Consider the following 22,635-nt stretch of genomic DNA (forward strand, 5'->3'; position numbering starts at 1 on the left):
TGGTTAGGCCATGTTGGTAAATACCTGGTTGACATCATCGTCCTCTTCGAGACGGTCGATGAGCTTGTGAATGATCTCTTCCTGCTCTTCAGTCAACTCGGTCAAAGTAGTTGGGAATCGCTGGAAGTCTGCCGAGATTACCTCAATCCCGCGATCTTCCAGGGCTTTTTGCATAGACCCAAAATCTTCAAACTCGGTATAGGCAAAGATCTCTCCCTCGTTTTCGGCGATCTCCGTCAGACCGAAGTCGATCAGCTCCAACTCCAGTTCATCGAGCTGATGATCCGCCTGGGCAAATCTGAACACGGCTTTGCGATCAAACATAAAACTGACTGAGCCGGAAGTACCGAGCGCTCCGCCTGCTTTGGAGAAGTAAGATCTTGTGTTGGCAACGGTTCGGTTAGTATTGTCAGTGGAGGTCTCTACGATGAAAGCAATGCCAAATGGGCCATAGCCTTCGTACACTACTTCTTCGTAGTCTTTTTCATCCTTGTTGGACGCCCGCTTGATAGCTGCTTCGATGCGGTCTTTGGGCATTTGGGCACCTTTTGCATTTTGAATGACTGTTCGAAGCTTGGTGTTGGTATTGGGATCAGGGCCACCAGTCTTCACTGCCATCACTATTTCTTTCCCCAGTCGGGTGAATACCTTGGACATTTTGTCCCAGCGCTTAAACTTTCTCTCTTTTCGGAATTCAAATGCTCTTCCCATAGTTATACCTAATATTAGCCGTGGGCAAAAATAGCAAATCTTTTTACTATGAGTAACCTAGGGCTTTTTTATCAAAAAGAGACCAATTCTTTGGAGATTTTTGTCTTTGTACCAACTGAATCCGTATCGAATAAAACGTCCTTTCTATGAACAACTCCGACCATCTCCCGATTCCGAATCTGCCCAAGCTCGATCTGCCCAAAGTGGTAATTATAGGCGGCGGATTCGGCGGATTGAAACTCGCAATGAGTCTTCGCAACAGTTCCTTCCAGGTGATCCTATTGGACAAAAACAACTACCATCAGTTTCAGCCACTATTTTATCAAGTTGCCACTGCTGGTCTGGAACCTAGTGCGATTTCTTTTCCACTGCGTAAGATCTTCCATGGTGCTTCCAATATGAGTTTTAGGATGGCGGAGGCAGACCGTGTGGATACCACCGAGAAGAGAATCTTTACCGATATCGGATACATCGACTATGATTATCTCGTTCTCGCAATGGGAGCTGACACCAACTACTTTGGAGCAAAAAACATCGAGTACTATTCCTCCCCAATGAAGACAGTATCGGAAGCGCTGTATATCCGAAATAAGATCATCTCAAACTATGAACGAGCCATTACGCTCCCGGGCATCGCGGAGCGTAAGTCCCTGATGAATATGGTGATCGTCGGGGGAGGTCCGACAGGCGTGGAACTCGCGGGTGCGATGGCCGAATTGAGAAATAATGTGTTCCCCAAGGACTATCCGGAGTTGAGTTTCAAAAATATGAAGGTGGTGCTCATCGAGGCTGGGCCAAAGCTGCTCGCCGCGATGTCCGAGGAAGCTCAAAATCACGCCCTTCGCTATCTCCAGGAGCTCGGCGTGGAAGTTTTGTTGGCGACCAAAGTCTTGGATTACGACGGAAAGGTCGTTTCGATCGCTGGCAACGAACCCATTGAGACGCAGACACTGCTCTGGGCTGCAGGGATCAAGCCGAATCGAATCGAGGGTTTTGACCCCAGCGTCTACGCTGGCAACGGGCGAATGTTGGTAAACGAGTATAATCAACTCGATCGGTGTGAGGGAGTTTTTGTGTTGGGTGATCAGTGTCTTTTGCCAGGTGGTAACTTTCCGAAAGGTCATCCTCAGGTTGCACAGGTGGCAATCCAACAGGCTAAGAATCTGTCAAAAAATCTCTTCAAGCAGAAAAAGGGACAAAAAATGACTCCTTTTAGATACAAAGATCTCGGATCTATGGCGACCGTAGGCCGAAAGCTTGCAGTGGTGGATTTGCCTTTTTTCAAGTTTCAAGGCTTGTTTGCGTGGTTGACGTGGCTCTTTGTCCATTTGATGGCGATTCTCGGGGTGAAGAACAAGGTTTTCATTTTTCTCGATTGGTCATGGAACTACCTTAATTTCGATTCAAGTCTGAGGCTGTTGATTAAGCCGAAATATGTGAGGGCTTCCGAGCGAAAGGAATTAATTGAAGAGAAGAGCTCTTCTGATTAAGATTCCTTAACATCTGATTTTTGCAGGCGAATTAAACTTGGTTTGCGTCGCGAGGTCTAACGCTCGAAACAAAACCAAAAACAACATGAAAAAGTGGATCATTGGAGCAGCACTCTTGGCGTTTACCAGTCTAAGTGTAGCCGCACAACAGCAGAAAAGAGAAACGCCAAATCCGGAGAAACGGGCCAAAAACGCAACAGAGAAAATGGCGACGGAACTTCAGCTTTCGGAGGATCAGAAGGCACAGATACTTGCCCTCAACCTAGATCAGGCGAAAAAGCGACAAGCTGAAATGGAGCAGGAAAAGACCGAAAGAGATGCCAAAAGAGAAGAAATGAAAGCTCATCAGGAGCAAATCAACTCAATCCTCACGGAAGAGCAGCGGATCAAATGGGAGGAGATCAAGCTGGAGCAGCGAGACAAACGAAGACCTGGAGGCGAGGATCATCGCCGGGATGATATGCCCCGCAGGAAGCCGGCAAACAACTAAAGTAAAATGAAGAAAGCCACCTTTTGGGTGGCTTTCTATATCGTAGGTAGGTCAACTAAACAGGGTACTATCGGACATCAGGGCAAACCCAAAGGGGATAGCCTTGACATTATCCCACGATATGCTCTTCAACCTGGAAGAAGGACTCGTCTTTCTGAGGAAGTGATGATGAACCCATCAGGTATTCATCCACTTTGACAGCAGTCTCTCTGCCTTCAGAAATCGCCCAAACGACCAGTGATTGACCTCGTCGCATATCCCCAGCTAAAAATACCTTAGGGTTTGTGCTTTGGTAGTTCTTTGATTTTGGAAGACTATTTTCCATAGTCTCAGCGCCAAAGGCCTGCAACAGACCATTTTGAGCAGGACCCATGTAGCCGATCGCAATGAAGGCCAGGTCACAAGGCACCGTCCGTTCAGTTCCGGCAACTTCCTCGAAAGTCATCCGGCCGCCTTTCTCTTTCCACTCGATATCTACCAGCGTCAGTCCAGTGACTGCTCCGGCTTCATTCGCAGTGAATTCTTTGGTCAGAATCGAAAACATACGATCCGCACCTTCATCATGAGAACTCGAAGTTCTCAAGGTCATTGGCCATTCTGGCCAAGGATTCAATACATTTCGCTGCTTTGGAGGCTTTGGTAAAAGCTCGAGCTGGGTGATGGAGGCTGCACCGTGTCGGTTAGACGTGCCGATACAATCGCTTCCTGTATCACCACCGCCAATCACAATCACGTGTTTGTCTTTTGCCGAAATCGGGTTTTCTCCTATTTCGCTACTCGTCACCTGATTTTGCTTGCCAAGAAACTCCATGGCAAAATGAACGCCTCTACTCTCACTTCCTTTGATATTCAAGCCTCGGGGTTGTTGAGCTCCGGTAGAAAGTACGACTGCGTCGAAACTTTTCAGGATTTCATCTGCCTGGATTGTCGCGCCAATTTCTGTGTCGGTCGCAAGAATCACCCCCTCTTCGACCATGAGGTCTACTCGGCGATCAATGACCCATTTTTCGAGTTTGAAATCCGGGATACCATAGCGTAGAAGACCACCAACTTTGGAGTCTTTTTCGAAGAGTGTGACTTCATGACCAGCTTGATTCAGCTGATCTGCGGCTGCAAGTCCGGCGGGACCAGATCCAATGATAGCCACCTTCTTCCCTGTTCGGCTTGCCGGAGGGTTGGCTTTGATCAGGCCTAGTTCATAGGCTTTCTCCGCGATGCTTTTTTCGATCAGCTCGATCGCCACGGGATCTTTGTTGATACCCAGCACGCAGCTTGCCTCGCAAGGTGCCGGACAGATTCGACCGGTAAATTCCGGGAAGTTGTTGGTGCCCCGCAAGATGCTGATCGCCTGACCCCAGTCCTTGTTATAGACCGCATCGTTGAAGTCCGGGATTACATTGCCCAGCGGACAGCCGTTGTGGCAAAACGGCACGCCGCAATCCATGCACCGTGCAGCCTGATTGTTCAGTTTTTCGCCAGAAAACGGCTCGTATATTTCTCTGTAGTCGCCAATCCGCTCTTTTGGATCGCGGCTTACAGGGGTTTCTCTTTTGAATTGGATAAATCCTTCTTTCGCTCCCATCTTACACCAATGATTTAGCTTGTTCTTGTGCTCTTTTTTGCAATACTGCTTTGTAGTCTCTCGGGATTACCTTGATAAACTTCTCTTTGGAAGTGTCCCAGTCCTCTAGGAATCGCTGCCCCAGACCGCTATTGGTCAGTTTGACATGGCGCTTGAGGTAAGCTTTGATGGTGGAATAGTCCTCCTCTTCGAGGATATCAAGATCCACCATCTCAGTATTGATTTCTGTGATATAGTCCTTCAGAATATAAGCAAGACCACCACTCATACCCGCAGCGAAGTTTCTGCCGATTTCGCCCAGGTTGATCACCAGCCCGCCGGTCATGTACTCACAGCCGTGATCTCCGATTCCTTCGATTACGGTTTTTACACCGGAGTTTCTGACGCAGAAACGCTCCCCGCCTTTACCATTGATATAGGCTTCGCCGGAAGTTGCACCATAGAAGGCAACGTTGCCGATGATGATGTTTTCCTCGGGTACAAAACGGGCATTTCTGCTAGGGTACACGATGAGTTTTCCTCCGGAAAGTCCCTTTCCAAAATAGTCATTCGCTTCGCCTTCGAGTTCGAAATTCACCCCTTTGGCCAAGAATCCTCCAAATGTCTGTCCTGCGGAACCGTTGAATTTGAAATGGACAGTGTCTTCTGGCAAACCGACTCCGCCATAGATTTTCGAAATTTCGTTAGAGAGCATGGCTCCCACGGATCGGTCGATATTTTTGATCTGGAAATTGCCAGTCACAGGAATTGCCTGCTCCAGCGCCGGAGTAGCTACTTTGATCAGCTGACGATCCAGTACTTTTTTCAACTCAAACTCCTGATCAATCTGCTTGTGGACACCCACGTGATCCGGTACTTCAACTTTATGGAAGATGGGGGAAAGATCGACTTTATCCCATTTCCAGTGATTGAGATGTCCAGTAGATTGGAGCACTTGGCTTTGACCCACCATCTCGTCGATCGTGCGGAAGCCGAGTGAGGCCATGATCTCTCTGAGATCCTGCACGAGGAACTTGAAATAGTTTACCACATGATCCGGATCTCCGGTGAATAGTTTTCGAAGCTCAGGATCTTGGGTAGCAATGCCGACAGGACAGGTGTTGAGGTGACACTTTCGCATCATGATACAGCCCTCGACCACCAATGCTCCAGTCGCGATGCCCCACTCCTCTGCGCCCAGCAGAGTGGCAATGGCAAGGTCACGTCCGGTTCTTAGTTGTCCGTCCGTCTGCAGGACAACGCGGCTTCTGAGGTTATTCTTCACCAAAGTCTGGTGCGCCTCGGACAGGCCAAGCTCCCACGGCAAACCTGCGTGGCGGACTGAGCTCAAGGGAGACGCGCCTGTTCCGCCGTCCGCACCTGCAATCAGGATGACATCTGCAGATGCCTTTGCCACGCCTGCGGCCACGGTTCCGACTCCAGCCTGAGATACCAACTTCACGTTGATTCTGGCTTTTCTGTTGGCATTTTTCAGATCGTAGATCAGCTGAGCTAAATCTTCAATGGAGTAGATATCGTGGTGAGGCGGAGGCGAAATGAGTCCTACTCCGGGGGTAGAGTGTCTTACCCGACCGATCCATTCATCCACTTTGTGTCCCGGCAATTGTCCGCCTTCACCGGGCTTGGCACCTTGAGCCATCTTGATCTGAAGTTCAGCGGCATTGGCCAGATAGTAGCTGGTCACACCAAATCGGCCCGAAGCCACCTGCTTGATCGCAGAGCGTTCCCAATCTCCGTTTGATTTTTTCTCATAACGAGACTCGTCCTCTCCACCTTCTCCAGAGTTGCTTTTGGCTCCGATGCGGTTCATGGCGATTGCCAAGGTGCTGTGTGCCTCGTGGGAAATTGAGCCAAAGGACATCGCTCCCGTGGCAAAACGCTTCATAATCAACTCTGCGGGCTCTACTTCCTCAATAGGCACACTGATTCTTTTCTTGAATTCGAAAAGACCTCTGAGAGTAAGTGCATCCTTGGTTTGCTCGTTAATCTTGGTGGCGAATTTTTTATATAGTTCGTAGTCCCCCAAACGGGTAGACTTTTGAAGCAAGTGGATGGTTTCAGGGTTGAACATGTGTTTTTCCCCTCTCCTTTTCCATTGATAGACGCCTCCGGTTTCCAACACTGCACTGTTAGTTTCGTAGGCCGTTTGGTGGCGTACCAAAACTTCTTCAGCAAGCTCGTCAAAGGAAACGCCGCTTATTCTGGAGATCGTCCCTTGGAAGCAACGATCAATTACATCCGGGCCGAGGCCGAGTGCTTCGAAGATTTGTGCGCCCTGATACGACTGCAGCGTCGAGATTCCCATTTTGGAAAGGACTTTCAAGAGGCCTTTTCCGATTGCTTCCTGGTAGTTTTCGAAGAGCGTTTTTTGATCCTTGACCTTCTGCAACTGGCCGCTCTCAAACATCTCGACCAGGGATTCCAAAGCGAGATAAGGATTGATAGCGGATACCCCATAACCTATCGCCGTCGCAAAATGGTGAACCTCACGGATATCCGCAGATTCAAGGACAATTCCTGCTCTGGTTCTAATTTTCTTTCTTACCAAATGCTGGTGAACGGCACCAATTGCCAGAAGGGAAGGTATTGGCGCCATCTCCTCTGTGCTCTTTCTGTCTGAAAGGATCAATACATTTTTCCCCTCATGGATAGCATCTTCTGCCTCCTGACAGAGCTTGTCCAATGCTTCCAGCAATCTGCCGGGTCTATGATCAGCCACAAAATGCCCATATAACCTTATGGAACGGTATCCTAGGTGCTCCATTCTAGTAACCTTCTCGAGGTCTTCATTGAGAAGGACAGGTTGGGAAATGTGTATTTGTTTAGTGTGTTCAGCGCTTTCTTCTAATATGTTATGGCTTTCTCCTATTCGAGTGAACAGTGACATGACCAAGCGCTCCCGGATGGGGTCGATTGGGGGATTACTTACCTGAGCAAACAGCTGCTTAAAGTAGTTGGAGATGTGCTGACTCTGCTTGGAGAGCACTGCAAGCGGCGTATCGGCTCCCATGGAACCGATGGCCTCATACCCTGTATCGCCCATCGGCGCCAAAATCACCTTCAATTCTTCGGAAGTGTATCCAAAGACTGTCTGGCATTTTTTAATATTTTCTGTGGCGTATGGATGCGCCAGTTCCTCGGGATCTGGGACAAATCGCAACTTAGTGCGGTTTTCGTTTACCCATTTCTCGTAGGGCTGACGACGGCAGATTTCACCTTTTACCTCTTCGTCGAAAAGTACCCGGCCTTTTTCCAAATCGGCCCAAATCATACGTCCAGGGCTGATTCGGCCTTTCTCCGTAATCGTAGCTTCCCGGATTGGCAATGCACCCGCTTCGGAGGAAAGCACGAGTCGATTGTCTCTGGTTATGAAATACCGGAGCGGACGGAGTCCATTTCTATCTAAGGTAGCACCCACAGATTTTCCGTCTGTGAATAGCAAAGCTGCGGGGCCGTCCCACGGCTCTACCAGAGAAGCGTGGAATTTATAGAAGGCTTTTCGTTCGCGATCCATGACTTGGTTATCCTGCCAAGCTTCCGGTACAAGCATCATCATCGCATGGGGTAGAGATCTGCCACTGAGGGTCAGCAATTCTACCATCGAATCAAGGTTTGCAGAATCCGAATTGAGCTTATTGGTAATAGGCATCAGCTTAGCGAGCTCTTCTTCTGTGAAGAACTTCGATTTCATGAGCGCCTCTTTGGATTTCATTTTGGTCAAGTTCCCACGGATCGTATTGATCTCCCCATTATGCGAAAGAAATCTGAAAGGCTGTGCCAGTCTCCAATTGGGAAAAGTATTGGTCGAGAATCTCGAGTGTACAATGGCCAATGCTGATTCGATTCTCGGGTTTTGGAGGTCCTTATAAAAAGGGAGCACCTGGTCAGTCCTGAGTTGCCCCTTGTAAACAAGTGTCAGACCGCTCAGACTTGCAAAGTAAAAGGAATGGTTTACACCTGGGATGTTGTCGTTGATCTGGGAGGTGGCATAGTTTCTTAGCACATACAGCTTTCTCTCCAGCTCAATTCCTGTAAGACCTTCCTTATGGCTCACAAACAGCTGCTCGATATTTGGCATGACTTCCAAAGCACCGGAACCAGGAACAGTCTCGTCCACGGGAACCGCGCGGTAACCGATTAAGTTAAAGCCCATCTCCTCAATCAATTGATTGAGCAATTCTTTGGATCGTTGGTAGAGCTGTTTATTCTTTGGGAAAAAGGTCATGCCCACGCCGTAATACCCCGGCTCTGGCAGATTGATTTCCGTTCGCGCGGTGACATCCCTGAGGAATTGATGCGGAACCTGAATAGAAATACCGGCACCGTCTCCGGATTTGGGGTCTGATCCCCGTCCACCGCGATGCTCCATATTGCTAAGCATGTATAAGGCATCGCTGATAGTCTCGTGAGTTGGTATGTTGCTCAGATCCACTACAGCACCTATACCGCAGGAGTCATGCTCAAACTCCGATCGATACAAACCTTCTTGCATTCTTATTTGATTTAAATAGGTTCAAAATTTCCAAAAAGTACAAAAAAAAAATCTTTTGTTAAAATTACTGCAAAAAACTAGGTGTAATAATGAAGTATCAATGATAAAAATAGGCTTTATTGGAATTTTATCCAAATTGGTTTTTGGATCGAAATGTTGAATTTATTGGTTCAAATTAAGCCGATGAGTAAGTTTTGGGTCAAAAAAATGGCTTAGAATTAGAAAAAAAACGTGAAAATTCTGAAAACAGGATTTTTAAAAAAAAAGGGATTTTTTTTTGGCTTCTTTTATTTCACAAAAAAAACAGGAATAGTTCACTTGGAGTACCAATTCTCTAAAAACAGAATAATATATTGAAAAATAGGGCTTTTTAAAAATATTATAAATTTTGATTTTAGTCGGAAAAATGACTCGAACCGTCTTTTTCACCGTTGAAGAACTGAACTTTGACCTTTTTGATTTTCCGGGTGTCCACGGCCAGTACCGTAAATTCGAAATTCTTGAACTGAATCTTCGTGCCACTTTTGGGAAGCTTTGAATTCAATTCCAAAAGCAGCCCCCCGAGAGATTCACTTTCACCTTTCACTTCTTCAAAAAGCTGAGGATCGAGATCCAGTTTCTTGCAAAAGTCGTTCAGAGATACCTTGCCCTCGAATATATAGGTGTCATTGTCCAATTCTTGGAAGAATATGCCCTCTGTGTCGTCAAATTCGTCGTTGATCTCTCCGATGATTTCCTCGATCAAGTCCTCCAAGGTCACTAAACCGGAAGTGCCCCCATACTCATCCACCACAATGGCGATATGTACGCGCATTTTCTGAAAGTCCTTTAACAGTGCATCGGCTTTCTTGGTTTCGGGGACGTAGAAGCTTTTCCTGATCATCTCCTTCCACTCGAAGGTTTCATCCTTCTCGATGTGAGGAAGTAAATCCTTGATATACAATACGCCGAGGATGTTATCAATCGTCTCTTCGAATACGGGAATTCGGGAATAGCCGCTTTTGTTGATCTTGTCCATCAGTTCGTGAAAATCCATGTCCACATCCACAGCGGTAATTTCAAGCCTACTCCGCATCACCTGTTTTACCGACAGTGTTCCAAAATTCACGATACCCCTCAGGATTCCCTTTTCCTCCTCGGGAGTGTCCTCGGTCGTTAGATCAAGCGCTTGGTTTAGTTCGCCGACTGATGGCGAGTACCCTTTTTGTTCTACGCGCTTCTCTATCAAGTGACTAAAGGACATCAGAAACCAGGATACCGGCTTGAGGAGAACAGAGAAGAACGAAAGCGTAGAGGCAAGTGATAGCGCAAATGGGACTCTTGCCTGGTTTGCGTATACTTTTGGGACGATTTCACCAAAGAACACCAAGGCTACTGTGACTCCTACCGATTGGATGAGAATGACCATCAATGCGGTCGCGTTCATCCCAAAGATCGTCCAAGACACAAATGTGGTCAGCGTGACAATCCCAATATTGATCAGATTGTTCAGGATCAGGATCGTGCTGAGTAGTTTTTTTGGGTTGGCAAGGAGATTGGCAACCTGTCTGCCCCGTTTGGGGTCGGATTCCTGCAGGGAAGCGATCTCTTCGTTATTCAGTGAGAAAAATGCGACCTCAGACCCAGAGGCAAGTGCAGACCCAATCAGAAGAAGGACTAAGAGAAGTCCGTTGAAAAGGAAATAACTAAATGAAGGCTCAACGATTTGTGCAATCAGGTAGTAACTCGGGGAGGGGTCGTCCATGTAGGCGAAATGCTGGTTGGGGCAAAAATAGGCAATTCCCCTGAAAATCAATTTCAGGGGAATCGGATATCAATCAAAAAGGTAGATCATCGTCGGCCTCATCCAATATAATATCGGGACCGCTGTTTGCGGAGCTTGAAGTTGCTGACGGTTTGGAGACTGAGGCTGTTGAGTTGCTTGGCGCCGGGCCTCCGCTGGCACCGTCTGGTTTTCCTCCCAGCATGGTGAAGCTGAGGACGCGGATTTTCGTACGATACTTGTTTTGGCCTTGATCATCCTGCCAGGTATCAGTTTTGATTTTGCCCTCTACATAGAGCTGAGACCCTTTTTTCAGATATTGCTCGGCAATTTTCGCTTGACCGTCCCACATTTCCAGATCATGCCATTCAGTTTGGTCTATCCTGTTTCCATTTCGGTCTTTATAGGATTCGGTCGTGGCCAGTCTGAGTTTCGCTACCGCTTTGTCTCCCTCGAGATACTTTACCTCAGGATCTGCACCGAGGTTTCCTACCAATATTACTTTGTTTACTCCTGCCATAGTTGTATTTGTTTGGATTGAAAAAATACGAAAGATTGAATCTACCTAAATCCCCTGATCGTTCAAAAAGTTGACGATTAATTTGGGCTTAGCCAAATATTCAATTTCGCTCTCGGCTACCAGCATATATCCCTCGTTTTCACACCACTCAGCAAGTTCTGGATATTTTGCAAGGGGGATTTTTAGTTCGGAAAAACTTGCGTTGAGTTTCTGGTGTGACAGAATGTGTCGGTATTTTTTAGGGAAAGGCTGGGGATGGGCTTCGAAAATGCTTTCAAGACCGGCGGAAGAATTCGCCGCGTTGGGAAAATCGTGGAGCCCTTCCCAAATGTCGCCTGCAGTGCGCTTTTTCCAAACCCAGTCTTCCCCGCAGCGGATCACATAGTAGTGGAGATCTCTTTCTTTTACCTCTACCTTATTAATCTTGACGGGGAGTTCTTTTACGAGGTCTTTCTGAAAAGCGAAACAAGACAATTGGAGAGGACAATTTCCGCAGTTTGGATTCTTGGGAGTGCATTGCCTTGCCCCAAAGTCCATCATGGACTGATTGAATTCGCTGGGGTTGTCCTTTGGGATGAGTTCATTCGCAAGCGTTTCAAATTCTCTCTTGGCCTTGCCAGACGCGATATCCGTCCCGATCCCGAAGTATCTCGCCAAAACCCGGTAGACGTTGCCGTCCACTACAGCCCTGACCTCATCAAAAGCAAAACTGGAAATCGCCGCAGCAGTGTAGCTTCCGACACCTTTTAAGACTAGGAGGTCTTCATAGGTATTAGGGAACAAACCCGCCATGTCAAACCAAATGTGTTTGGCGCAGGCGTGCAGATTCCTGGCACGACTGTAATACCCCAATCCCTGCCAGAGCCGAAGAACTTCTGCCTCCGGTGCCAGAGCTAGCTCTTTGACGGTGGGATAAGCCTCCGAGAAAGCATAATAGTAGGGTAACCCCTGAGCAACACGGGTCTGCTGAAGGATGATTTCTGAAAGCCAGATTTTGTACGGATCGCGGGTGTTTCTCCAAGGTAAATCACGGGGATTTGCCCGGTACCAGGAAATTATATAGGAGGAAAACGCTTGATAATCAGAAGTTTTAAGATCCATTGAGGAAAAATATTTCGAGTGCAAACCAAGGGAATTTTTTTGATTTTGTTTTTTAATTGACTTGCATATCGTACATTTGCAGTCCCAAAAACACTTGGTTAATAGGTTGTTAAGCTTATTTCGTAATATCTAAATTAAAAACACTGTGACTAAAGCAGAAGTAATCACCAAGATTTCAGACAAGACAGGAATCCAGAAGGATGATGTAACACAAGCAATTGAGGCGTTCTTCAAGGTAGTGAAGGACTCAATGTCTGAAGGAGACAACATCTATGTGAGAGGATTCGGTAGCTTCATCAATAAGAAGAGAGCTAAGAAAATTGCACGTAACATCTCCAAAAATACAGCAATCGTAATCGACGAGCACTACATTCCGGCATTTAAGCCCTCCAAGGTGTTTGTAGAGAAAATCAAAAACAGCAAGAAGATCAAGGAACTTGCCCCTCAGGACTAAGTCTGAGGCAAATTGACATGAAAAAATCACAGCTCATTCTCATCTTTGCTGGACTTTGCACCGTCGCAGGACTCTATGCCCTTCCAAAGGTCGTAGTGGACAACGAGGCAGGCACCACATCGGTCGAAGATACCAGTGCACAGGAATCTTCGCCAACTGAGGTGGCCGGAATGCATGAGAGTGAGCTTACTTCTGCCAATCGCTCACAAGCGGATGAGTTGAAAGCAACATTGGCTTCGGCCAAGGCTCCTTCTGAAATACGGGCAGCTGCCGGATCATTGGCAGCAATCTATCAGAACGAAGGAATGTTTGACAGCGCCGCCTACACCCTGGAGGAAGCTGTCGCAATGAATTCAACAGATCTGGAGTTGATAGAGGAAGTGGGTAAGGCCTATTATGAAGCTTACACCTTCGCTTTGGATAAGACCAAAGTTGAAAATATGGCGGAAAAGACAAGGACCTACCTGAATGAGGTTTTGGAAAAAGATCCAAACCGGTTGGATTTGAAAACCAAAGTGGCGATGACTTATGTATCTTCGGCCAATCCAATGCAGGGGATCACGATGATGCGGGAAATTCTCGAAGCAGATCCACAGAATGAGGACGGGCTGTTTAACATGGGAGTACTCTCCATGCAGTCAGGACAATATAAGCGTGCGGCCGAACGATTTGAAGAGTTGGTCAAGTACCATCCAGACAATCTTCAGGGGCAGTTTTACCTGGCGGTAAGCTATTACGAATCGAAAGAGAAAAACAAAGCGAAAGCGCAGTTTGAGGAAGTGAAGAAAATCACCCAGGATCCTATGATCTTGGAGAGTGTTCAGACCTACCTCGACAAGCTATAAATTATCAGTACACACTTAAATTCTAAAAACTATGCCTTGCGGTAAGAAAAGAAAGAGACATAAGATCGCTACGCACAAGCGTAAGAAGAGACTTAGAAAAAATAGACATAAGAAGAAGTAATTCACTTCTTCTTTTCCTGTTTTTAAACAACAAACGTTCATTTACATATTATAAGACGAAATTTTGAGTACGGAATTGTTAATCGATTCTGCTCAAAACGGAAGTCGGATTGCCCTGCTGCAAGATAAACAACTGCTTGAGCTCCATTCCGAAGGAATGGACAATCAGTTTAAGGTAGGTGACATCTATCTGGGCACGGTCCGCAAGATCGTCAATGGACTCAATGCTGCGTTCATTGATGTGGGTTATGAGAAAGACGCCTTTCTCCATTACCAGGACCTTGGCCCAAATGTCAACTCCATGTTGAAGTTCACCAAGATGGTGCGCAACAACAACTATCAGAATTATCTGCTGAAAGGCTTCGAAAACGAACCTGAGATAGACAAGATCGGCAAGATCGAGAAAGTCCTGTCCAAGACCAACCAAGTGTTGGTACAGGTCGTCAAAGAACCCATTTCAACCAAAGGCCCCCGACTATCCTGCGAGCTCTCTCTGCCCGGACGTTATCTAGTGCTGGTACCCTTCTCCGATACAGTCAATGTGTCCAAGAAGATTCGAAGTAACGAAGAACGCAAAAGGCTTCTCAGACTCATCAATTCGATCAAACCCGCCAACTTCGGAGTAATCATCCGCACAGTGGCCGAAGGACAGTCCGTGACGGAACTTGACAAAGACCTTCGAAACCTTCTCGACTCATGGGAAGGCGGGATGAAAAAATTGCTGAAAGCCAAAAGCCGGGACAAAATCATCGGAGAGATGAGCATGGCCTCCTCACTTATCAGAGACCTGCTCAACGAATCATTCGACGCAATCACCGTAGAAGAAGAATCCACTTACGATCAGATCAGATCCTACATCAGGTCAATAGCCCCTGAAAAAGAAAAAATTGTCAAGCTTTACAACGGTAAAGCTAAGTTGTTTGAAGGCTTTGGAATCGAAAAGCAAATCAAAAGCTTGTTTGGACAGACGGTAAGCTTACCTCAGGGCGGCTATGTCATCATCGAACATACCGAAGCCCTGCACGTCATTGACGTCAACAGTGGCAACAAGTCCAATCAAGAAAGCGACCAAGAATCAACAGCACTTAAAACCAATATGGTCGCTGCGAAAGAAATCGCCAGACAACTCCGCCTCCGGGATATGGGGGGCATCATCGTCGTAGACTTCATCGATATGAAGAAGGCCGAGAATAAAAAGGCGATCTACGAAGTGATGATGCAGGAGATGAAGACTGACCGATCCAAGCACACCGTGTTGCCGCTAAGCAAATTTGGGCTTATGCAGATCACCCGGCAGCGGGTAAGGCCTGAAGTCAACATTGTGACCAAAGAGACCTGCCCATCGTGCAACGGTACTGGCAAAATCCAGGCTTCGATCCTAGTCGCCGACAAGCTGGAGCATGACCTCCAGCACATTGCCACGATTCAGAATGTGGCGAAAATACAAATTGGCTTGCATCCATATCTGCATGCTTACTTCACCCAAGGCCTGATTAGCCAGCGGATGAGGTGGTTTTTCAAATATTACAAATGGATAAAACTGATCAGAGATTCTTCCCTACCCGTGACGGAATACAGATTCCTAGATGAATCTGGTGAAGAAATCGAACTACAAGTAAAAAGCGAGACTGAGTAAGTCTCGCTTTTTTTTGCTTCGTATTGACAAGAAAATATCGTGTTATACAAAAAGCCCCCAGCCGTCATCCATGCGATCATTGGGATCAAAGGCTTTTACCCAATCCACAAATAGCGTTTTATATTCTCCTATAGCCTCTCTTACCAAATTGAGATGCTCCTCTGCGTGGGTTTCTTCCATGCCAAGTTGGTAGGTCATGGCGTGGAGATTGCGTGCGTGGACTTTCATAATGGTCGCATTCTCCATCTTCAGGATATAGTCGCTGACGCCTTCAGCACTGGAAAATTTGGCACTCAGCATCATGGCGTCCTCCATCATTATTCCTCCATAAAGTTCTTTTCGGGCTTCGTCCAAGCTCCCTACCAGTGCACGAGTGAGCGATAGGATCTCGTTTGCTTTTTTCATGAGAGGGTGGGAGTAAATTTGATCCCGCTGTGCTTTTGGGTCAAATTCACTCTCTTCGTCCCAATCCTCATCTTCGTCAAAATCATCCCACATTGAAGCGCGTAGTTTAAAAAACTGGAAGGTTTCGTTGGTTAGAAAGGAAGTTTGTCTTCTTCACTTTCTGAATAGAAGGTATCCACCTCAGGCATTTTTGCAGCGTTACCGCCACCCTGAGCGCGGTCTACTTTGAAGGCCTTCACCTCAGTGTACCATCGGCCATTGTATTCGCGGCTTTCCACGTCAATCCCCAAAGTGACCTGTTCACCCACCTTGATGCCAAACTGGTCAATTTTGTCCCCCCAGATTGAAAAGCAGACTTTTTTAGGATACTGTCCACCTGTTTCAAGAATATATTCCTGCTTTCTCCAAGCGTTGCCACTTTTAGAATTTCCACCTACTTCTGGGAGTTGATTGATTACTTTTCCGCTTAAATCCATTGTATTTATATTTACTTGATAAGATTACGAAGGTAACGAATGACTCGAATTTTTCAGGATGTTTGGGCTCGGAAAAGAGTTGGGTTTTTCTCCGAGATTAACATTTTTTGGCATAGCATTGGCGCAGAAGAGTGCAGCAAGAGAATTTCGATGCAATAAAAGTTTGAAAAAAAATCCTTTTCCAAACTTCCTTTCGAATTTTGTCAGGCACTTGACAAATACTCTAAAAACACCTTAGATTGAATCCCGCTGCCTGCATTTACTGGTAGATTCAAAATTTTCATTTCGTTCACATTTAACAGATACTATGGCCTAGACCTTTACGTTGTTTATAAACCAACTTAAAATGAGTAAGCGAATAGGTCCGCAGGACAGTGAGTTGATAGCTCAGTATCGTAATGGCAGTGAAGCCGCCTTTGATCTCTTGGTAGACCGCTACCAAAGTAAAGTTTTTACCACAATTTACCTGATCGTCAAGGATCAGGATATAGCCGAGGACTTGCTCCAGGATGTCTTTGTCAAAGTCGTTCAGACGATCCATTCGGACAAATACAACGAGGAGGGGAAATTTCAGCCGTGGCTGATGCGGATTGCCCATAATCTGGCCATCGATCATTTTCGCAAAGCCAAGCGCTATCCGACGATTTTGATGGAAGATGGGTCCAATCTGTTTAATTCACTCTCCTTTGCGGAGTCTTCTGCAGAAGAACAGCGGGTAAAAGAAGAGACTTTGGAAATGGTAAAAAAGCTGATCGAAGAGCTTCCTGAGACTCAAAAAGAGGTCTTGGTCATGCGGCACTACCTGGATTTGAGCTTTCAGGAGATCGCCGATCAGACAGGAGTAAGTATCAATACAGCGCTAGGCAGAATGCGGTATGCGCTGATTCATCTGAGAAAGAAAATGAAAAAAATAAATTTTGCCTATGATAAAACCATTTACCCCAAATGACTTGGTACGATATATCTACCAGGAAATGCCGGAAGTAGAACAAGAACTCTTGATGCAAGCCTTGCAGAGCGATGACTCACTGATGCAAGAATACGTGGAGATGCTGAGCACAATAGAGCAATTGGATCAGGTTCGCCTGCAGCCTTCGGATAAAGTAGTAAAAGCCATTAAGGAAATGGCCCATTCTACGGGACTCCAAAGAGTCTGAACGTATTGGTAACCCTGACAAGTGTCAGGGTTTTTTTTAAAATTCACCGATAAAATTTTTCGCCTGACGGAGTGATTCGGTGTAGGCTGCTGCCGTAAACCCATGACCCTGTCCAGGCACTGAAGTGAATTGATGTCGAACATTTTCGGATTGAAGTTCATTTTTCAGCAGGTGGCTTTGACTGATCGGAACGACCTGATCCAGATCTCCATGGAAAAAGATAGTAGGTACATCCAGCGCATCAACAAAGTTGATAGGGCTGGTGTCGTGATAAGCCGACGGCTTCGTCTCAGGTGTACCTCCCAGCAAGGCCGCGAGTCCAATGGATGTCAAATTGTTGAAGCCATAGAGTGATGCCAAGTCGGTAGGAGGGAAAAACGCTACAGCGGCTTTCAGGTCAGAAGAATTGTTTTTGTAAGCATGTAGCAGCGCCAAATGCCCACCCGCACTTGCTCCAGAGATGACCATTTCATCAGAAATGTTCCAGTCGGCCAGTTGGCTTTCGATATAGTCAAATGCAGCTATAACATCCTGCTCCTGCTCTACGATCCCATTGCTTTCACTCACAAAATCAAAAAGGCGATAGTTCAGGGATATAAAAGCGTAGTGCGGAAATTCCTGCTCTATCAAAGGTTTGAATTGTAGAAACTCACTCTTGTCTCCATCTATCCACCCCCCTCCGTGTAGGTATATAAGCAGCGGTGTTTTTTCCGGCGATCTTCCCGCAGGCAGGTAGACATCCATATTTTGCTGGAGATGAGTCCCATAGGATTGATCTAGAATTTGCAGCGGGGCGAGGATTTTGGGTTCAGAGTCCTCGCCGCACGAAAAAAGAATCAACGATGCAAATAGGAAGAGATAGCTGATTGGCGAAAGCTTCATGTCAAAACCATTTGATAAGGGAGCCTATAATTTTTTTAGTTTTTAGCCCATACGGAGGCCTTAGGAGTGTAGCGTTGTTGAATCCGACTCGTTGTTTTAACACACCTTTTTCGTGGCTGAATGCCAAAAATCCAAAGTATCCGTGTGATTTTCCTATTCCACTGTTTCCGATGCCGCCAAACGGAAGATTGTTGTGCAGGAAATGCAGGACGCAATCGTCGATGACCGCATTGCCGGCACTCGTTTTTTTCAGCACTTCTTTTGTCTCGCCGGTGGAGCCAAAGATGTAAAGTGCCAATGGTTTCGGTTTTTGATTGATGTAGTCTATTGCTTCCTGAATAGAACGATAGGTGATGATTGGCATTAGTGGGCCGAATATTTCTTCCTCAGAAATGACCATCTCGCCAGCTATACCACTTAGAATGGTCGGTTCTATAAACAGATCTTTTTCATTTTTTCTGCCTCCAAACTCAATTTTGGCTCCTTTTTCCAAGGCATCCTGCAGGCAATGCGAAATCCGATTGAAATGCCGGTTATCGATAATTCTGGCTAAATCCGGAGACTTCTCGATTCCCACATGAGCAGGATCATACATGTCCCGGACCGCGAGTATCAATTCAGCGATCAGGTGTTCTTTTTTGCTTTCATGAACCAAAATGTAGTCTGGAGCGATGCAGGTTTGACCGGAATTGACGAATTTCCCGAATGCGATTTTTTTGGCGGCATCGGCTATGTCGGCGGTAGAAGTGACGATCGTCGGGGACTTTCCTCCTAGTTCCAAAGTCACCGATGCTAGATGTTTAGCAGCTTTCTCCATGATGATCTTTCCGATTTTTGGGCTGCCGGTGAAAAAGATATGATCAAATGGTAACGCAAGAAGTTCCTGTGAAACTTCTATTCCCCCCAGGCAAACAGCTACCTCTTCTGGCTTGAAAAGTTCAGCGACCATTTTTGCAATCAAAGCGGAAGTGTTGGGTGTCAATTCTGAGGGCTTCAAGATGGCCGGGCAACCAGCTGCAATCGCAGATACCAAGGGGCCAATTGTCAGGTTGAAGGGGTAGTTCCAGGGAGAGATGATCAAGGCGCATCCCTTCGGCTCAAACTGGATATGGCTGCTTGTGCCAAACATGGCCATAGGCATCGATGCCTTGGTCGATTTCATCCAGGCTTTAAGGTGCTTTTTTGCATGGTTGATTTCGGAAGTCACTGGAAAGACCTCAGAGAGATCAGTCTCGGCTTCGGGCTTTTTGAAGTCTTCCCAGAGCGCCGTCTGAATTGAGCGTTGATTCTTTAAGATCCAATCACTCAGCTGCTTCAGTCGGGCTAGCCGCTCATTGGCCGTGGAGGTTCTCCAGAGTATTGCCGTTTGTTGCTGAAGCTGTAGGAGATGCGCAAAATGAGATTGCGAGGAGACGTCGGAGTCCATAGTTAAGATTAAATGGCCAGAATAATATCTCTCAATATAACAAGGATCAAGCGAGTCAGTCCTTTTTTGATTTAGGTCAAAAGCAGTATTCCCAGCGAACGTTTCACCGATTCGTAAGTTAGTCCGGCATTTAAATCTGACCGATTCTCGAAATTCAGTCCCGTATCTTGGGTTTTGTTTTTGCATTCTTTCGAATGAGTATCTTTCTCCTCGCCAATGGTTTTTGACAAAAATCATCCCGACGATAAGAATCTAAAGTGCCATCTTAAAGTTTACTTTTTTTATGAAAAAGCTCTTCTTCGCCATTCTAGCACTTACGAGCTACGCAGCGTTTTCTCAAAATCAATTCGATCCAGCTTCTAGGGGCTATGAGTTAATTGGCAGGAGGAATTTGAAAAGAATGGGGAAGTCGATGCGGCAAACTGGAATTTTGAAGAAGGCTTTGTCAGAAACAAAGAATCGCAATGGTATCAGAATCAAAACGCTCGGGTAGAAAATGGTCATTTGATTATCACAGGGAAACGAGAATCAGTAACCAATCCGCATTTTGAAGCCGATCACTCAGGATGGCAGAAAAACCGAAAGCAAGCCGACTACACTTCTTCCAGCATCAATACGGACGGCAAATTTCATTTTCAGTATGGTGTTTTGGAGGTTCGAGCAAAGATTGACACGTCTATGGGAATGTGGCCGGCGATCTGGACTTTGGGAATTAACAATCCCTGGCCGGCAAATGGAGAGATAGACATCATGGAATTTTACCGGGTCAAAAACGTCCCGACGATCCTTGCAAACGCCGCTTGGGCGGATGAAGGTTAGTGGCAGGCGAGGTGGGACGAAGCAAAGATTCCTATCGCCGATTTCCTTAAAACTGATCCCGATTGGCCGTCCAAATTCCATCTTTGGCGGATGGAGTGGGACGAAAAGTCCATCAAGCTATTTCTGGATGATCAGTTGCTGAATGAGATCGATCTTGCCCGGACCATCAACCCAGATGGATTCAATCCGTTTCGACATCCCCATTATCTATTGCTCAACTTGGCGATTGGCGGAAATGGCGGAGATCCAAGCAAAACTGCTTTCCCCCGGGAGTATGTGGTGGACTATGTCCGGGTGTATCAGAAAAAGTAGAGCTTGTCTAATTTTTTGACTCAATCAACAGCGAAATTGAATCCTGAACTATCGGAGTCTATCCGACAAATGGAGACTTCGAAGTAAAGGAGCGATCAGAGTTAGGTGAAAGTTACGGGGATGCTATCAATCGTAGCAGCAGCGAAAGACTCTTTTTCCCGACTGATGTTTTCTATAATTTGGCTCTAATGATACCATTCCTTAAGGCTTCCGCACTGACTTTTACTTTCCTCTGCCTCACGTTTGAAGTAGCTGCCCAAAGCATTCCTGAGCAGTTTAATGAAATAGCAAAAAGTCCCCGGACTATTTTTTACTCCAATGCCCTGCCCCTAAATGAGGAAGGAGGACATTTACAGGGAGTTCAATTTCACCCCTCAGGCGATGATTCATTTGTGCTTTCAGGAAGCTCCAGCACGTATGCCTATTATTTGGTGGTCATTGGCAATCAGGTGATTCAGGTGGTAGAACTAGGTCAAAAGCCAATGAAGCATGCTGGCGGGATCCAGCTCGCAGATGGGTACCTGGCCGTAGGCATAGAAGACAACAGTGCAAAAGACAAATCTGAGGTTCATATTTACCAGATCGATGGGAGCGAAATACAAGAAAAACCAAACTGGGTGATCTATCGAAAAGGTGAAGTCATGCGTGCTACCGCCGGATCTGTGGGGATTGTAAGAGAACAAAATGAGCTTTTGGTCGCCGTAGGAGACTGGGATTCAAAAAATTTGGATTTTTACCACATCGATCTAAAAGCTCCCGGTTCTTCTCTGATTACGCCATTTGCAACTGTTGAAACAAAGCGCCTACCCAGGGCCGACTGGATCGACGATTCTTGGCATTCTTATCAAAACATCAACCTGATTCGAGATGACGACGGGAAGCTTTATCTGGTAGGTATGGGCGTCGATGAGAAGGAGCAAAATGTGGCGGATCTATACGAAGTAGTGATGAACGATGATGGATGCGTTCTCAAAAAAGTAAGTTCCAGAACATTTCAAAGCGATCCGGCGGTTAGCTTCAGAGCCGGAGCTGGGATTCAAAAGGCAGAGGACGGAAAGCTACGAGTCATTTCCTGTGGTAACCACATAGGTAAAGGAGCCATTTTACAGATTTGGGAATAAACTGTTGTAGTATTTTCCATGAGAATCTTTTAACAGGGCTTAATCCCCAGATCAATCAAAAGTCTTCGAACTATCCGCGATTAGCGAGTTCAGTTCTACCAGTTCCTTTTCACTGAGATCCCGCCATTTTCCCACCGGAATGTCCAGATGGATATTCATAATCCTGATACGCTTGAGCTGCTTGACGGTATAGCCCAGAAATTCACACATCCGGCGGATCTGTCTGTTTAGGCCCTGGGTGAGGATGATCCGAAACTTAAATCGGCTGATTTGCTCGACTTTGCAAGGTTCGGTTACGGTGCCGAGAATTGGAATTCCGGATGACATTTTCCGCACAAAACCTGCGTCGAAAGGTCTGTCCACGGTCACGATGTATTCTTTTTCGTGGTTGTTTTTGGACCGGAGAATCTTGTTGACAATATCGCCTTCACTGGTGAGGAGGATGAGTCCTTCGCTGTCTTTGTCTAACCTGCCAATCGGGAAGATCCGCTCCGGATGACCGATGTAGTCGATGATGTTGTTTTTCTCCCCCTTGACATCGGTCGTGGATACGATGCCGACAGGCTTGTTGAAGACGATATAGGTGTGGATTTGCTTGGGCTTCCCGACCAATTTGCCATCGACCCGCACTTCATCCTGCGGGAAAACCTTGGTGCCCAATTCAGGAAGTTTCCCGTTGAGGGTGATTCTGTTTTCTTCCAAAAGCTTGTCGGCTGCCCGTCTGGAGCAGAAACCCACCTCGCTGAGGTACTTATTGATTCGAATCGAAGAATCTTCAGCCATGGTAAAAAGAAAATGGATTTGACCGGAAATTTACCTGATCAAATCCATTAT

At 46.4% G+C, this 22,635-nt stretch carries 21 protein-coding genes; 10 read left to right on the forward strand and 11 right to left on the reverse strand.

The window, feature by feature from the left end; translation table 11 throughout:
- Positions 1-3: 3 nt before the first annotated feature.
- Positions 4-711 (reverse strand): YebC/PmpR family DNA-binding transcriptional regulator, encoded by a 708-nt coding sequence (locus tag ABD031_RS02860; protein WP_343848291.1) that lies wholly within the window; start codon positions 709-711, stop codon positions 4-6.
- Between the two features lie 146 nt (positions 712-857).
- On the opposite strand from ABD031_RS02860, the gene ABD031_RS02865 reads away from it, so the two are divergent.
- Together ABD031_RS02865 and ABD031_RS02870 are read left to right on the forward strand one after the other, a co-directional pair.
- Positions 858-2,201 (forward strand): NAD(P)/FAD-dependent oxidoreductase, encoded by a 1,344-nt coding sequence (locus ABD031_RS02865; protein WP_343848292.1) that lies wholly within the window; start codon positions 858-860, stop codon positions 2,199-2,201.
- Between the two features lie 85 nt (positions 2,202-2,286).
- Complete coding sequence (locus ABD031_RS02870) at positions 2,287-2,691, forward strand: DUF4890 domain-containing protein (protein WP_343848293.1); 405 nt, start codon at positions 2,287-2,289, stop codon at positions 2,689-2,691.
- Positions 2,692-2,800: 109 nt separating this feature from the next.
- On the opposite strand, the gene ABD031_RS02875 is transcribed toward ABD031_RS02870, so the two are convergent.
- The 5 genes from ABD031_RS02875 to mutY form a co-directional block, all read right to left on the reverse strand.
- Entirely contained in the window at positions 2,801-4,273 is a 1,473-nt protein-coding gene (locus ABD031_RS02875; protein ID WP_343848294.1) for a glutamate synthase subunit beta, read from the reverse strand.
- 1 nt (position 4,274) lies between these two features.
- On the reverse strand, positions 4,275-8,765 hold the full coding sequence (gene gltB, locus ABD031_RS02880; RefSeq protein ID WP_343848295.1) for a glutamate synthase large subunit: 4,491 nt from the start codon (positions 8,763-8,765) through the stop codon (positions 4,275-4,277).
- A gap of 394 nt (positions 8,766-9,159) precedes the next feature.
- The gene (gldE, locus tag ABD031_RS02885; protein ID WP_343848296.1) at positions 9,160-10,509 is read right to left on the reverse strand and encodes a gliding motility-associated protein GldE; all 1,350 of its coding nucleotides are present in this window, start codon (positions 10,507-10,509) and stop codon (positions 9,160-9,162) included.
- Between the two features lie 73 nt (positions 10,510-10,582).
- Complete coding sequence (locus ABD031_RS02890; protein WP_343848297.1) at positions 10,583-11,047, reverse strand: single-stranded DNA-binding protein; 465 nt, start codon at positions 11,045-11,047, stop codon at positions 10,583-10,585.
- A 45-nt stretch (positions 11,048-11,092) separates the two neighbouring features.
- Complete coding sequence (mutY, locus tag ABD031_RS02895; protein WP_343848298.1) at positions 11,093-12,148, reverse strand: A/G-specific adenine glycosylase; 1,056 nt, start codon at positions 12,146-12,148, stop codon at positions 11,093-11,095.
- Positions 12,149-12,293: 145 nt separating this feature from the next.
- On the opposite strand from mutY, the gene ABD031_RS02900 reads away from it, so the two are divergent.
- From ABD031_RS02900 to ABD031_RS02910, 3 genes are all read left to right on the forward strand, one after another.
- Positions 12,294-12,602, forward strand: a complete 309-nt coding sequence (locus tag ABD031_RS02900) for an HU family DNA-binding protein (RefSeq protein ID WP_091696410.1) — start codon at positions 12,294-12,296, stop codon at positions 12,600-12,602.
- Positions 12,603-12,619: 17 nt separating this feature from the next.
- Positions 12,620-13,447 (forward strand): tetratricopeptide repeat protein, encoded by an 828-nt coding sequence (locus ABD031_RS02905; protein ID WP_343848299.1) that lies wholly within the window; start codon positions 12,620-12,622, stop codon positions 13,445-13,447.
- 184 nt (positions 13,448-13,631) lie between these two features.
- Positions 13,632-15,203: an Rne/Rng family ribonuclease gene (locus tag ABD031_RS02910; protein ID WP_343848300.1), complete on the forward strand. Its 1,572-nt coding sequence runs from the start codon at positions 13,632-13,634 to the stop codon at positions 15,201-15,203.
- Between the two features lie 42 nt (positions 15,204-15,245).
- Here ABD031_RS02910 and ABD031_RS02915 read toward each other — a convergent pair whose 3' ends face one another.
- Together ABD031_RS02915 and ABD031_RS02920 are read right to left on the reverse strand one after the other, a co-directional pair.
- Positions 15,246-15,701 (reverse strand): hypothetical protein, encoded by a 456-nt coding sequence (locus tag ABD031_RS02915; RefSeq protein WP_343848301.1) that lies wholly within the window; start codon positions 15,699-15,701, stop codon positions 15,246-15,248.
- 38 nt (positions 15,702-15,739) lie between these two features.
- Positions 15,740-16,084, reverse strand: a complete 345-nt coding sequence (locus ABD031_RS02920) for a DUF3127 domain-containing protein (RefSeq protein WP_343848302.1) — start codon at positions 16,082-16,084, stop codon at positions 15,740-15,742.
- A gap of 346 nt (positions 16,085-16,430) precedes the next feature.
- On the opposite strand from ABD031_RS02920, the gene ABD031_RS02925 reads away from it, so the two are divergent.
- The gene (locus ABD031_RS02925) at positions 16,431-17,033 is read left to right on the forward strand and encodes an RNA polymerase sigma factor (RefSeq protein ID WP_343848303.1); all 603 of its coding nucleotides are present in this window, start codon (positions 16,431-16,433) and stop codon (positions 17,031-17,033) included.
- Positions 17,008-17,241 carry a hypothetical protein gene (locus tag ABD031_RS02930; RefSeq protein WP_343848304.1) on the forward strand — a complete coding sequence of 78 codons (234 nt, stop codon included), beginning with the start codon at positions 17,008-17,010 and terminating at the stop codon, positions 17,239-17,241. The genes ABD031_RS02925 and ABD031_RS02930 overlap by 26 nt, the downstream gene beginning before the upstream one ends.
- Positions 17,242-17,277: 36 nt before the next feature.
- Here ABD031_RS02930 and ABD031_RS02935 read toward each other — a convergent pair whose 3' ends face one another.
- Positions 17,278-18,123, reverse strand: a complete 846-nt coding sequence (locus ABD031_RS02935; RefSeq protein WP_343848305.1) for a prolyl oligopeptidase family serine peptidase — start codon at positions 18,121-18,123, stop codon at positions 17,278-17,280.
- Between the two features lies 1 nt (position 18,124).
- On the reverse strand, positions 18,125-19,549 hold the full coding sequence (locus ABD031_RS02940) for an aldehyde dehydrogenase family protein (protein ID WP_343848306.1): 1,425 nt from the start codon (positions 19,547-19,549) through the stop codon (positions 18,125-18,127).
- A gap of 504 nt (positions 19,550-20,053) precedes the next feature.
- Between ABD031_RS02940 and ABD031_RS22345 the strand changes: the two genes are divergently transcribed.
- The 3 genes from ABD031_RS22345 to ABD031_RS02950 all read left to right on the forward strand — a co-directional run bounded on the left by ABD031_RS22345 (position 20,054) and on the right by ABD031_RS02950 (position 21,801).
- Positions 20,054-20,368, forward strand: coding sequence for a glycoside hydrolase family 16 protein (locus ABD031_RS22345; protein WP_425542698.1), 315 nt, complete (start codon positions 20,054-20,056; stop codon positions 20,366-20,368).
- A 90-nt stretch (positions 20,369-20,458) separates the two neighbouring features.
- Complete coding sequence (locus ABD031_RS22350) at positions 20,459-20,680, forward strand: glycoside hydrolase family 16 protein (protein ID WP_425542699.1); 222 nt, start codon at positions 20,459-20,461, stop codon at positions 20,678-20,680.
- A gap of 188 nt (positions 20,681-20,868) precedes the next feature.
- On the forward strand, positions 20,869-21,801 hold the full coding sequence (locus tag ABD031_RS02950) for a hypothetical protein (protein WP_343848307.1): 933 nt from the start codon (positions 20,869-20,871) through the stop codon (positions 21,799-21,801).
- Between the two features lie 51 nt (positions 21,802-21,852).
- Here ABD031_RS02950 and rluF read toward each other — a convergent pair whose 3' ends face one another.
- The gene (gene rluF, locus ABD031_RS02955) at positions 21,853-22,584 is read right to left on the reverse strand and encodes a 23S rRNA pseudouridine(2604) synthase RluF (protein ID WP_343848308.1); all 732 of its coding nucleotides are present in this window, start codon (positions 22,582-22,584) and stop codon (positions 21,853-21,855) included.
- Positions 22,585-22,635: the final 51 nt, after the last annotated feature.

Origin of the sequence: Algoriphagus jejuensis, assembly GCF_039523455.1 — a bacterium.
Taxonomy (GTDB): Bacteria; Bacteroidota; Bacteroidia; order Cytophagales; family Cyclobacteriaceae; genus Algoriphagus; species Algoriphagus jejuensis.

Coding starts and splice junctions, on each gene's coding strand:
- ABD031_RS02860 (WP_343848291.1), bottom strand. CDS start 711: ATGGGAAGAGCATTTGAATTCCGAAAAGAGAGAAAGTTTAAGCGCTGG.
- ABD031_RS02865 (WP_343848292.1), top strand. CDS start 858: ATGAACAACTCCGACCATCTCCCGATTCCGAATCTGCCCAAGCTCGAT.
- ABD031_RS02870 (WP_343848293.1), top strand. CDS start 2,287: ATGAAAAAGTGGATCATTGGAGCAGCACTCTTGGCGTTTACCAGTCTA.
- ABD031_RS02875 (WP_343848294.1), bottom strand. CDS start 4,273: ATGGGAGCGAAAGAAGGATTTATCCAATTCAAAAGAGAAACCCCTGTA.
- gltB (WP_343848295.1), bottom strand. CDS start 8,765: ATGCAAGAAGGTTTGTATCGATCGGAGTTTGAGCATGACTCCTGCGGT.
- gldE (WP_343848296.1), bottom strand. CDS start 10,509: ATGGACGACCCCTCCCCGAGTTACTACCTGATTGCACAAATCGTTGAG.
- ABD031_RS02890 (WP_343848297.1), bottom strand. CDS start 11,047: ATGGCAGGAGTAAACAAAGTAATATTGGTAGGAAACCTCGGTGCAGAT.
- mutY (WP_343848298.1), bottom strand. CDS start 12,148: ATGGATCTTAAAACTTCTGATTATCAAGCGTTTTCCTCCTATATAATT.
- ABD031_RS02905 (WP_343848299.1), top strand. CDS start 12,620: ATGAAAAAATCACAGCTCATTCTCATCTTTGCTGGACTTTGCACCGTC.
- ABD031_RS02915 (WP_343848301.1), bottom strand. CDS start 15,701: ATGTGGGATGATTTTGACGAAGATGAGGATTGGGACGAAGAGAGTGAA.
- ABD031_RS02920 (WP_343848302.1), bottom strand. CDS start 16,084: ATGGATTTAAGCGGAAAAGTAATCAATCAACTCCCAGAAGTAGGTGGA.
- ABD031_RS02925 (WP_343848303.1), top strand. CDS start 16,431: ATGAGTAAGCGAATAGGTCCGCAGGACAGTGAGTTGATAGCTCAGTAT.
- ABD031_RS02930 (WP_343848304.1), top strand. CDS start 17,008: ATGATAAAACCATTTACCCCAAATGACTTGGTACGATATATCTACCAG.
- ABD031_RS02935 (WP_343848305.1), bottom strand. CDS start 18,123: ATGAAGCTTTCGCCAATCAGCTATCTCTTCCTATTTGCATCGTTGATT.
- ABD031_RS02940 (WP_343848306.1), bottom strand. CDS start 19,549: ATGGACTCCGACGTCTCCTCGCAATCTCATTTTGCGCATCTCCTACAG.
- ABD031_RS22350 (WP_425542699.1), top strand. CDS start 20,459: ATGGAGTGGGACGAAAAGTCCATCAAGCTATTTCTGGATGATCAGTTG.
- ABD031_RS02950 (WP_343848307.1), top strand. CDS start 20,869: ATGATACCATTCCTTAAGGCTTCCGCACTGACTTTTACTTTCCTCTGC.
- rluF (WP_343848308.1), bottom strand. CDS start 22,584: ATGGCTGAAGATTCTTCGATTCGAATCAATAAGTACCTCAGCGAGGTG.